At 39.7% G+C, this 11,487-nt stretch carries 9 protein-coding genes; 4 read left to right on the top strand and 5 right to left on the bottom strand.

Features of this window, described 5'->3' with window-relative positions; translation table 11 throughout:
- Positions 1 to 2 precede the first annotated feature (2 nt).
- From BEN71_RS16165 to BEN71_RS16145, 5 genes are all read right to left on the bottom strand, one after another.
- The gene (locus BEN71_RS16165) at positions 3 to 1,355 is read right to left on the bottom strand and encodes a MacA family efflux pump subunit (protein WP_068973254.1); all 1,353 of its coding nucleotides are present in this window, start codon (positions 1,353 to 1,355) and stop codon (positions 3 to 5) included.
- A 130-nt stretch (positions 1,356 to 1,485) separates the two neighbouring features.
- Complete coding sequence (holA, locus tag BEN71_RS16160; RefSeq protein ID WP_068973255.1) at positions 1,486 to 2,478, bottom strand: DNA polymerase III subunit delta; 993 nt, start codon at positions 2,476 to 2,478, stop codon at positions 1,486 to 1,488.
- Positions 2,479 to 2,498: 20 nt separating this feature from the next.
- Positions 2,499 to 3,032, bottom strand: coding sequence for an LPS-assembly lipoprotein LptE (locus BEN71_RS16155; protein WP_068973256.1), 534 nt, complete (start codon positions 3,030 to 3,032; stop codon positions 2,499 to 2,501).
- A 225-nt stretch (positions 3,033 to 3,257) separates the two neighbouring features.
- Positions 3,258 to 5,879, bottom strand: a complete 2,622-nt coding sequence (gene leuS / locus BEN71_RS16150; RefSeq protein WP_068973257.1) for a leucine--tRNA ligase — start codon at positions 5,877 to 5,879, stop codon at positions 3,258 to 3,260.
- Positions 5,880 to 6,015: 136 nt separating this feature from the next.
- Positions 6,016 to 6,381 (bottom strand): DUF4124 domain-containing protein, encoded by a 366-nt coding sequence (locus tag BEN71_RS16145; protein WP_068973328.1) that lies wholly within the window; start codon positions 6,379 to 6,381, stop codon positions 6,016 to 6,018.
- Positions 6,382 to 6,966: 585 nt separating this feature from the next.
- Here BEN71_RS16145 and BEN71_RS16140 point away from each other — a divergent pair.
- The 4 genes from BEN71_RS16140 (at position 6,967) to BEN71_RS16125 (ending at position 11,310) form a co-directional block, all read left to right on the top strand.
- Complete coding sequence (locus BEN71_RS16140) at positions 6,967 to 8,694, top strand: acetolactate synthase 3 large subunit (RefSeq protein WP_068973258.1); 1,728 nt, start codon at positions 6,967 to 6,969, stop codon at positions 8,692 to 8,694.
- On the top strand, positions 8,691 to 9,182 hold the full coding sequence (gene ilvN, locus BEN71_RS16135; protein ID WP_068973259.1) for an acetolactate synthase small subunit: 492 nt from the start codon (positions 8,691 to 8,693) through the stop codon (positions 9,180 to 9,182). The genes BEN71_RS16140 and ilvN overlap by 4 nt, the downstream gene beginning before the upstream one ends.
- Before the next feature lie 152 nt (positions 9,183 to 9,334).
- Positions 9,335 to 10,351 (top strand): ketol-acid reductoisomerase, encoded by a 1,017-nt coding sequence (gene ilvC / locus BEN71_RS16130; RefSeq protein WP_068973260.1) that lies wholly within the window; start codon positions 9,335 to 9,337, stop codon positions 10,349 to 10,351.
- Between the two features lie 554 nt (positions 10,352 to 10,905).
- Complete coding sequence (locus BEN71_RS16125; protein ID WP_068973261.1) at positions 10,906 to 11,310, top strand: hypothetical protein; 405 nt, start codon at positions 10,906 to 10,908, stop codon at positions 11,308 to 11,310.
- The last annotated feature ends 177 nt before the right edge of the window (positions 11,311 to 11,487 follow it).

Below are 11,487 nucleotides of genomic sequence, written 5' to 3'. Positions count from 1 at the left end.
ATTTAAAATCTCATCCCACCACGGTTACTACGTTTTGCAGAATCATTCGAGGTATCAGAGCCATCGGCAATGACCACTTGTTCGCCTTCTTTTAGACCACGAATGATTTGCGCCGTAACACGGTTGTTTAAACCCACTAAAACTTGTTTGCGTTTTGCAGAACCATCCGCTTGTAAGACACGAACAACGGAAACAGAAGCTTTGCCTTGATCAACCAATGCTTTTTCATCGGCAGTCAATTCTAAACGTTCAGGACGATCATCTGATTTTTTAGCATCTTTATTCGGTGCAGAAGCAGATTTGGATGAATCAGCATTTGTGCCATTTGCATTAGAACTGTTGCTAGATTTAGCTCGTTGTGGACGATTTGAATTTTGCAAAGCCGCTGCTGGAATTGAAAGCGCATTCTTCACATCAGCCAAGATAATATAAACTTGAGCAGTCATATCAATACGCAATTTTCCATCATCATTTGGCACATCAAACAGTGCATTATAGTAAATTGCGGTGCTTGATGATGAAGAAGAATTTGAGCTTGTTTCGGTATTGATTGATTCAGGTGCAGGCTCAACTTGACGCAAAGTTGCATAACGTTTTTTCTCGCTATCACCCAAAGTTGTGAAATAAACCTTTTGTCCTTCCTCAACTTTCATTACATCTGCTTCAGAAATCTGAGCTTTGATGGTCATGGTGTCTAATTTAGCCAATTTTACAATGGTTGGCGCACTTTGATTGGCATTTACCGTTTGACCTTCTTCGGTCACAATTGCCACGACGGTTCCATCCATCGGAGCGCTAATTTGGGTATAACCTAAATCTTCTTTGGCAGTTGCGAGGGTTAAGCGCGATTGTTCAATTTGCGCATTCATCGATGCAATCTCGGCTTGAGCAGTTTTAAATGCAGCTAGAGCACTTTCATATTCCGCTTTTGATGTTGCATCCTGAGCATACATATTTTTTTGACGATTATATTCTGCTTCTGCTTTGGCTAAGTTGGCTTGCTTGGTGGCAAGTTGTGCTTGCTGATTTTTAATGCTTGCTTCTGCTGTTTTTAAATCATTGGTCTGACGAACAGAGTCAATTTGTGCAATCAGTTGACCTTGTTTGACTTGGTCGCCCAATTTCACATACATCTTTTTCACCTGACCAGACACCTGTGCCCCGACACTGACCATTTTTGTGGCTTCTAGATCACCTGTTGCAAGGACAGAGTCTTCAATATCACTACGGGTAACTTCAGCAGTAATGTATTGAGGTTGAACATTTTTGGGTTTGAGGAAGTACCATGCAGCTGCTGCAACAATAGCAAGGCAGACCGCTATAACAATGATTTTTGCAGGTTTTATTTTAGGCATAGCAATAAGTAGGTAAAGTGAAAAATTGATCAAATTATAATGAGTAAATAAGGATAAAGCGTGGATTTTTTTAAATGAATGAAAATGAGAATTATTTTATATAATGATAATATATTGAATTCTAAGCTGATCAGTGATTTATAAATAGCGTTTTTCCACAGAGTTCTGCAATGCATTGCTGAATAATATGCTCAGGGCGCTCTTTGCTGATACCTTTAATCGCAGCATCTACACGCAATAAAAGCTGTGGCCATGCTAAAAAAGAATGTGGATTGAGGCGTCTAAGTGCTTGTTGATACAAAGAAATTTTGGTTTTCCAAATGCCGAGTTGTAAGGCATTTTGCGGTTGCTCATAGAGTTGCATCAATAGACGCATTTCTTTACTGATTGTCCACAGAATTAAACTATCAGGTTCGCCAGATTCTAAAAGATATTGAAAAATTTTTATGGATAATGCGAGATTCCCTTGGATCAAAGCATCACTGAGATCAAAAGTACTATAGCGAGATTGATCTTGTAGACATTGTTGTAAATGTTCTATTTCAATGGTTTGTTGATCTGGAAAGGTGTCTGTGACACGCATTAAGCTGTTTTTAGCAGCCAATAAATTATGTTCATGGTGTTGTTCAAGCCATGTCCATGCATCTTGATTGAGTTGGATGCCCAATTTTTCTGCTTCAATGCTTAAAATGCGTTGGCGGTCTTGTGCATAAGTGGCTGTTAACGAAACAACCACGCCATTGGCTTCAACGGTTTGGAAAAAAGCAGATTTTAAACTATTTGAATCTTGCTTCGGTAATACAATGATCAATAGATTATGTTCATTGTGCTGAATATATTGTTTAAGTTGTTTAAGCCCATTGGCATCAGGTTTGATATTGCCATGAACTTCTAAAGCCAGATGTTGAGAAAAAAGCGACAAGCTATTTAAAGCATTAAAGACATTTTTCCAGTCTGAAACACTATTTAAATCATGGCGTTGTCGTTCAATTTCATGCTTTGTCCAACTCTTTCTCAAGGCATCAAGCAGGTTTTGTTCTAATAAGGGTTCTTGACCATGTAAAATCCAAACGCCTCGCGCTTCGTCGACACGTTTGAGGGCTTGTAAATAGTCAAGTTTCATAGATATTTCTTAAATTTTAATTATTGAGCAACAGATTGAGTTGGCGTAATGCGCGCTTTTGGCAAACGATTGGCTGCAATCTGACGTGACATTTGCTGTGCAATATCATCAATCACGATTTGACTTAGGTATTTATATTGTTGGTCATCCGTGTTAACTGTGGCTACATCATATTGATAACTGCGTGAAGCGTTTAAGGTACGTGGTTCAGTAATCGGATTGCCTTGTTTATCTTCAATTTGAAAAGTCACAGAAAGACGTAAAATCGTTTCAACTAATTTACCATTTAACTCATGGCGCACAGGTTTATAGTCAAGTACACGGAGTACATAAGCATCATTGGCATTACTCAGTTGTACTCCTGTCGCAGTTAAGTAGACACTGAGTTTTTTTTCTAAGTCTTCAGTATTTTTAGGTAGTACCAATTGGAGTTTGGTATAAACCAAAGGCGTTGCTTGTGGATTGGTTCCTTTTAAATGGAAACCACAACCGACTAAGCCTGCACTTAGACCCAAAGTTAATACAACTGCTGCAACACGTTGAACTAAATGCATGTGGTGTCCTCAAAATTTCCACAATGGAAAATAATTTAAAAATCTTAAGTTGGATTGTAAAGTCAAAGCCCGTTGAATGACAACGGGCTTTGTAGGCTTTTAGTTCCTCATCCAGAAGGAAGAGTAAATTTAATTACCCTCATCCCCTTGCGGAATATATTCCTCATCCCAAAGGGAGAAGGAGTTTCCCTCTCCTTAAAGGAGAGGGTTAGGGTGAGGTATATTTTAAACCACCAAATTCACTAACTTATTCGGTACAACGATTTCTTTCTTGGTTGGACCAGTTAAGAATTGTTGAACTTCAGGTAATGCTTTTGCTTGTGCCAAGATTTCATCTTTAGAGGCATCGACAGATACTTCTAACTTACCACGAAGCTTACCATTCACTTGAACCACGATGGTTTGGGTATTACGAGTAAGCGCAGATTCATCTACAGCAGGGAATAATACTGAAGTTAAATCAATACCAAACTCAGCCAATAAAGTTTGGCTTAAATGTGGTGCAAATGGTGCAAGTAAAGTAAGCAAGGTGATGATTGATTCACGAGCAACTGCCACGTCATTATCATCTTTTGCTTCAAACTTATTGTTTGCATTCAATAATTCCATCAACGCAGCAATGGCGGTATTAAATGCATGACGACGTTCGATGTCATCACCCACTTTTTGGATAGTTTCATGAGTCTTACGACGTAAGTCTTGCGCTTCAGTGGATAATTTTGCTGTATCAATCGCAGCAGCATTGTTGCCTTTTTCAAGGAAGCCAGTGGTTAAACGCCAAACACGTTTTAAGAAACGGTTTGAACCTTCAACACCTGCATCTGACCATTCAAGAGATTGGTCTGGTGGCGCAGCAAACATCATGAATACACGTGCAGTATCTGCGCCGTATTGGTCAATAATCGCTTGTGGGTCGATACCGTTATTTTTCGATTTCGACATTTTTTCTTGACCGCCAACAATCACTTCTTGACCATCACCTTGATATTTCGCAGAAGTGATACGACCTTTTTCATCACGCTCCAAGTCGATGTCAGCAGGGTTGAACCACGTTTTCTTACCTGACTCAGACTCACGATAGTAAGTATCCGCAAGTACCATGCCTTGTGTTAACAAGTTGGTGAATGGCTCGTTGCCTTGTACCACACCTTCATCACGCATCAATTTATGGAAGAAACGTGCATAAAGTAAATGCAGGATCGCGTGTTCAACACCACCGATGTATTGATTCACAGGCAACCATGATTGTGCAGCTTCAGGCTTAACTAAACCGCCAGTAAAGTCAGGAGAAGCATAACGTGCGTAGTACCAAGAAGATTCTACAAACGTATCCAAAGTATCGGTTTCACGACGTGCTTCGCCACCACAACATGGACATGTAGTCTGGTAGAACTCAGGCATTTTATTGAGCGGGTTACCTGAACCATCTGGAACCACATCCGTTGGTAAAACAACAGGAAGTTGTTCTTCAGGCACAGTCACTTGACCACATTTGTCACAGTTGATCATTGGAATTGGACAACCCCAATAACGCTGACGGGAAACACCCCAGTCACGTAAACGGAACTGAACTTTCGCATTTGCTAATGTTTGTGGTTCTAATTTTGCAAGGATTGCATCATAAGCGGCTTGGAAGTCTAAACCGTCAAATTCAGCAGAATTGACCAATTTACCTTCTTTCGAGCCATACCATTCTTGCCATTCAGTTGAAGAATACTCTGCATCATCCGCACCTTTGGCATCGATGACTTGTTGGATTGGCAAGTTGTATTTATTAGCAAACTCAAAATCACGCTCATCATGCGCAGGAACAGCCATGACTGCACCTGAACCGTATGACATCAATACATAGTTGGCAATCCAAACAGGAACTTCTTCACCTGTGATTGGATGTTTAACTGAAAGACCTGTTGCCATACCTTTCTTTTCAGCAGTGGCAAGATCAGCTTCAGCAACTGAGCCCATTCGGCATTCTTCAATAAATGCTTTGAGTTCTGCATTATTTTCTGCTGCTTTTAACGCCATCGGATGTTCTGCTGCAACCGCAACATAAGTCACACCCATCAAGGTATCGCCACGTGTGGTATAAACCGTCAAACCATCTGCATAAACATCAGGTTGTGCTGAAGGGAAAGTGATTTCCATCCCTTGTGAACGACCAATCCAGTTACGTTGCATGGTGAGGACTTGTTGTGGCCAACCATCTTTTAAAGTATCTAAATCGTCTAATAATTCTTGTGCATAATCGGTGATGCGGAAGTAGTACATTGGAATATCACGTTTTTCTACCAATGCACCTGAACGCCAACCACGACCATTTTCAACCTGTTCATTTGCTAAAACAGTTTGGTCTACAGGGTCCCAATTGACAGTCGATAATTTACGGTAAATTAAGCCTTTTTTATAAAGCTGAACAAATAACCATTGTTCCCAGTGATAGTATTCTGGTGTACAGGTTGCAAATTCACGATCCCAGTCGACTGCAAGTCCCAGTTTTTTCAGCTGGTCACGCATGTATGCGATATTTTCAAAGGTCCATTTTGCAGGAGCAACTTGATGGGCAATTGCAGCATTTTCAGCAGGCAAGCCGAAAGCATCCCAACCCATGGGTTGTAGAACAGTTTCGCCTTTGAGACGGTGGAAACGGCTAATCACATCGCCAATGGTATAGTTACGCACATGACCCATATGCAGTTTGCCACTTGGGTAAGGGAACATCGAGAGGATATAACGACGTGGACCTTCTACAGTGTCGGCAACTTTAAACGATTTGCGATCTTCCCAGTCTTTCTGGACTTGGGGCTCAATCGCACTTGCTTGATATTCAGGGTCAATATGAGTAGTCATAAATGTATTTGAGCGTAATGGTTAAAAAACTGTGTGCTACAGCATAGCGCAAAATGCACAGAAAAGTGAATTTTGCGCTCGATTTAAGACTGAAAAATGTAGAAATTATTTTTATGCCAACATTGAACTGAAAATATTATCTTGCTTCTGAATTTACAGGTTCTGCTGGGGTGTTGTTTTGAATTGGAGCGTTTGCAGGTTGGTTTGCAACTTGTCCCGTTTGAACAGGATTTGGTGGAATATTCTGTGGTGCGGTTTGATTGGTATTGGTTTGAGTGTTTTGTGCAGTCACAGAGGTTGAACTGCCATGATAACCATAGGTGTTCACTTTACTTTTACTGCGTGCATTTTTTGGTGGTGGTGTGGTGGTGTAATGCGTAGAGCCTTTGCTATCGACCCATTTATAATACTGCTTCGCATGCGTCGCTGTTGTGCTCATCGTAACAGTTGTAAAAATGGCAGAGAGTAAAATCGTTTTTGAAAAGCGCTGAAGTTGTTTCATTTGAAAACCCATTTCCCAATATTATTGTTCAAAACTACAGTTCAAAAGAAATTATAAATCATTCAATTCTGAATATACATGAGATGATTGAGCTTGAATGAAGTATTTAAAATAATGTGTATATTTTATACAAAAATATAAATTTGAAAATAATTCTTTTGCAAATTTATTGGCTTATAAGTCATTGAAAAATTATTTATAAAATGTCAAAAAAAAAGGAATAGTTTTAAAAATAGTCGCTTGGTAAATAATCAATAAAAACACCATGAGAAACCTTGACATTGTTCGCTAAAACTACAAAAATGCTTGCTTTAGTTTCAGATGTTTTTTTCGATCACCCTTCGATTAAGAATATCAAAGCGAGCAATAGCATTTTCTCTAAGCCGAGAAAGTGACCTATACCGAAAGATGTTTATCCCAACATATTTCTGTGATTCATATAACCCAAACGGTTGTGTGAAGATTTATTTTTCTATTGCTGCAAAAACGAGTAAATATGTGTGCTATAACAGAGCGCACAATCAATGAATGAAACACAGTCTATGTCTCCCATAGTGCTGTGGAAAAAAGATTAGGGTGAATACGTTGGAACTTTTATCTGGTGGTGACATGCTTGTTCGCGCATTAGCGGACGAAGGCGTTGAACATGTTTTTGGATATCCAGGCGGCGCTGTATTACATATTTATGATGCGCTATTTAAACAAGATAAAATCAATCATTACCTCGTACGCCATGAGCAAGCAGCTGGTCATATGGCTGATGCTTACTCGCGCGTAACAGGCAAAACTGGTGTGGTACTGGTCACTTCTGGACCAGGTGCAACCAACACTGTTACACCAATTGCAACGGCTTATATGGACTCAATCCCGATGGTGATTTTGTCTGGTCAGGTTGCAACACATTTAATTGGTGAAGACGCATTCCAAGAAACGGATATGGTGGGTATTTCACGCCCAATCGTAAAACACAGTTTCCAAGTGCGTCATGCAAGTGAAATTCCTGCAATTATTAAAAAAGCATTTTATATTGCATCTTCGGGTCGTCCAGGTCCTGTTGTTGTTGATATTCCAAAAGATGCAACAAATCCAGCAGAGAAGTTTGCTTACGAATACCCTGAAAAAGTGAAGATGCGTTCGTATCAACCTCCGCATCGTGGTCACTCAGGTCAAATCCGTAAGGCGATTGATGAACTGATTAATGCAAAACGTCCAATCATCTATACAGGTGGTGGTGTTGTTCAAGGCAATGCTTCTGAGCTTTTAACAGAGCTTGCTCATCTATTGAACTACCCAGTGACCAATACGTTGATGGGCTTAGGTGCTTTCCCAGGGAACGATCCGCAATTTGTGGGTATGTTGGGGATGCATGGTACCTATGAAGCCAACATGACTATGGCAAATGCAGATTTAATCTTGGCAATTGGTGCACGTTTTGATGACCGTGTGACCAATAACCCCGCTAAGTTCTGTCCAAATGCGAAAGTCATTCATATTGATATTGACCCTGCAACCATTTCTAAAACCATTATGGCGCACATCCCGATCGTGGGTGCGGTAGAGCCTGTACTTCAAGAAATGTTGGTTCAATTGAAACAGTTGAATGTTTCTAAACCAAATCCTGAAGATATTGCAGCATGGTGGTCTCAAATTAATGAGTGGCGTAAGGTTCATGGCTTACGTTATGAAGCGGGTGCCGATGGTGTAATGAAGCCGCAACAAGTGGTTCAAGCGCTTGATCGTGTTACAAATAGTCAGGCAATTATTACCTCTGACGTTGGTCAGCATCAGATGTTTGGCGCGCTTTATTATACTTACGTACGTCCACGTCAATGGATCAACTCGGGTGGTCTAGGTACGATGGGTGTGGGCTTGCCATATGCAATGGCTGCTAAACTCGCATTCCCTGATCAACAGGTGGTATGTATTACCGGTGAAGCATCGATTCAGATGTGTATCCAAGAGCTTTCTACCTGTAAGCAATACGGTATGAATGTTAAGATTTTATGCTTAAATAACCGTGCTTTAGGTATGGTTAAGCAATGGCAAGATATGAACTATGAAGGACGTCATTCAAGTTCTTACGTAGACTCATTGCCAGATTTTGCCAAGCTGATGGAAGCTTATGGGCATGTTGGTATTCAAATCGATCATGCAGATGAGTTGGAGTCTAAACTTCAAGAAGCAATGGCGATTAATGATAAATGTGTGTTTATCAATGTCATGGTTGACCGTTCAGAGCATGTGTATCCAATGCTAGTTGCTGGTCAGTCAATGAAAGATATGTGGTTGTCTAAAGGGGAGCGTACAGAATGAGACATATTATTTCCGTACTCGTTGAAAACGAAGCAGGTGCGCTTTCTCGTTTAGTGGGTTTGTTTTCACAACGTGGTTATAACATTGAAACGTTAAATGTTGCACCGACTGAAGATCCAACCTTATCTCGTTTGACTTTGACCACTTATGGTGATGATCATCAAATTGAGAAAATCACTAAACAATTGAACAAATTGGTAGAAGTGGTAAAAGTTGTTGATTTGTCTGAGGGTGCACACATTGAACGTGAACTGATGCTGATTAAAGTCAAAGCATTGGGTTCAGCACGTGCTGAAATTAAGCGTACTGCTGATATTTTCCGTGCACAGATCGTGGATGTAACACCAACCTGCTATACGATTCAGATTGCTGGTACCACTGAGAAAATTGATGGCTTTATCGATGCGCTTTCTGAGAATACAATCCTCGAAGTTGTGCGCTCTGGTGTATCAGGTATTGCTCGTGGTGAAAAAGTATTATCACTTTAATTTCACTGACACTTAATTTTAATTTATTTGATTTTTAATAACCTCATGTATAACCTCTCCTTTAAGTGGAGAGGGACTTAGACTAGAAGATTTTTAAAATAAACAATCTTTAGGATAAGAAGAGGAAACACAGCATTTTAGCGGAGACAGCAATGCAAATTTTTTACGATAAAGACACAGATATTTCTATCATCCAAGGCAAAAAAGTAGCGATCATTGGTTACGGTTCACAAGGTCACGCACATGCGCTTAACCTTAAAGACTCTGGCGTTGACGTAACTGTAGGTTTACGTGCTGGTTCTACTTCTTGGAAAAAAGCTGAAAATTCAGGTCTTAAAGTGTCTGAAGTTCCTGCTGCTGTTGCTCAAGCTGATTTAGTAATGATCTTGACTCCGGATGAATTCCAATCACAACTTTACCGTGACGTGATTGAGCCAAACATCAAGCAAGGTGCAACTTTAGCATTTGCTCATGGTTTCTCTGTTCTTTATAACCAAGTTGTGCCACGTGCTGACTTAGACGTAATCATGGTTGCACCAAAAGCGCCTGGTCACACTGTACGTTCAGAATTCCAACGTGGTTCAGGTGTTCCTGACCTAATCGCGATTCACCAAGATGCTTCTGGTAATGCACGTAATGTTGCGCTTTCTTATGCTTCAGGCGTAGGTGGTGGTCGTACAGGTATCATCGAAACTTCTTTCCGTGAAGAAACTGAAACTGATTTATTCGGTGAGCAAGCAGTTCTTTGTGGTGGTGCTGTTGAATTGGTTAAAATGGGCTTCGAAACTTTGGTTGAAGCAGGTTATGCTCCAGAAATGGCTTACTTCGAATGCTTACACGAACTTAAGTTAATCGTTGATTTGATGTTCGAAGGCGGTATCGCGGACATGAACTATTCAGTATCAAACAATGCTGAATATGGCGAATACGTAACTGGCGTTGAAGTAATCAATGAACAGTCTCGTGAAGCGATGCGCAATGCGCTTAAACGTATCCAATCTGGTGAATATGCGAAAATGTTCATCCAAGAAGGTGCGTTGAACTATCCTTCTATGACTGCTCGTCGTCGTCAAAACGCTGCTCACGGTATCGAAGTGACTGGTGGTAAACTTCGTGCGATGATGCCTTGGATCCAAGCAAACAAAATCGTAGATAAAGAAAAGAACTAAGTTTTAGTTTGATCTTAAAGAGCCCACTCGATTGAGTGGGTTTTTTATGGTATTTGATAAAGTAAAATTACGTGCCTCAAAGTTGTAAAGCGATGCTTTACTAATCCTTTTCCCTTGCGTAGGAGATCCTACTCAGGATTCAAGCAAACAAAATCGTAGACAAAGAGAAAAACTAAGTTTTAGTTTCTAAGTCAGAAAACCCTTGTTTTATAACAAGGGTTTTTTATTTGAGTTTCTGTGTGTGCAGTGAAGTGCGACTTCACTCTTGCACTCGGGCAAAGCGGTGCTTTGCTAATTATCTTCACTTGCGTAGGAGATCCTACTCAGGATTCAAGCGAACAAAATCGTAGACAAAGAAAAGAACTAAGTTTTAGTTTGATCTTAAAGAACCTACTCGATTGAGTGGGTTTTTTAAGATTAAAGGGTACCGTGTGTCTTAAATGAAAAAGTAGCGAATTCAATTCAGTGCTGTTATGAGACTGATTTAATGGGATGATATATTATAAAGATATTGCTGAAATATTATTTTGCGAAAATAGATAATGAGAAATGCTATGAAAAAAATTATACAAATTTTAAATGTTTTACACTTTAGTGGAATTGCCTTTATTGCTTCGGCTAAGGATGTGGATGTATTGGAATATAGCACATTAAAGCAAAAGGCGATTGATTTTGAGAATAGCCTACCTCCAGAAATTAATTCACAATTAAATCATTCTTATGGGCCTATTTTAGCTGAGGTTTTTAAGCAGTGTGTGCCCGTTGCTAGACCAACTTCTTTTGAGGTTATTTCATACGTGAACAAGGATGGCATTGCAGAAAAAAATTGGACAATGACACCTTCGCAATTTGGGCAATGCGCTAAGCAGGTGTTCTACGGGCAAAAACTATATAGCATTGATGAAAAACCATTTTATGCTATTTTGAATTTTAATTTACGGAAGGAAAGTGATAACTAGTTAATATTTATGATGAAAATATCCTTATATTAAGTTGTGTACTATATGTAAGCAGTATTTGTGTGGTCACGATTAAACTTTAAAAATTGGAATTGGATAAAGCATAGTTTTAACTTTGTGGGTGATGTTTTATTTTTGTGATAAATTACACATTATTTTCTTTAAGAAATGTGTGAG

It is taken from the genome of Acinetobacter wuhouensis, assembly GCF_001696605.3.
In the GTDB taxonomy this organism is placed as follows: domain Bacteria; phylum Pseudomonadota; class Gammaproteobacteria; order Pseudomonadales; family Moraxellaceae; genus Acinetobacter; species Acinetobacter wuhouensis.
The sequence above is the reverse complement of the archived record's forward strand: the minus strand, read 5'-3'. Positions and strand labels throughout refer to the sequence as shown.

Bases quoted from the DNA above. Each gene is read 5' to 3' on its own strand.
- BEN71_RS16165 (WP_068973254.1), bottom strand. From the start codon at position 1,355: ATGCCTAAAATAAAACCTGCAAAAATCATTGTTATAGCGGTCTGCCTT.
- holA (WP_068973255.1), bottom strand. From the start codon at position 2,478: ATGAAACTTGACTATTTACAAGCCCTCAAACGTGTCGACGAAGCGCGA.
- BEN71_RS16155 (WP_068973256.1), bottom strand. From the start codon at position 3,032: ATGCATTTAGTTCAACGTGTTGCAGCAGTTGTATTAACTTTGGGTCTA.
- leuS (WP_068973257.1), bottom strand. From the start codon at position 5,879: ATGACTACTCATATTGACCCTGAATATCAAGCAAGTGCGATTGAGCCC.
- BEN71_RS16145 (WP_068973328.1), bottom strand. From the start codon at position 6,381: ATGAAACAACTTCAGCGCTTTTCAAAAACGATTTTACTCTCTGCCATT.
- ilvN (WP_068973259.1), top strand. From the start codon at position 8,691: ATGAGACATATTATTTCCGTACTCGTTGAAAACGAAGCAGGTGCGCTT.
- ilvC (WP_068973260.1), top strand. From the start codon at position 9,335: ATGCAAATTTTTTACGATAAAGACACAGATATTTCTATCATCCAAGGC.
- BEN71_RS16125 (WP_068973261.1), top strand. From the start codon at position 10,906: ATGAAAAAAATTATACAAATTTTAAATGTTTTACACTTTAGTGGAATT.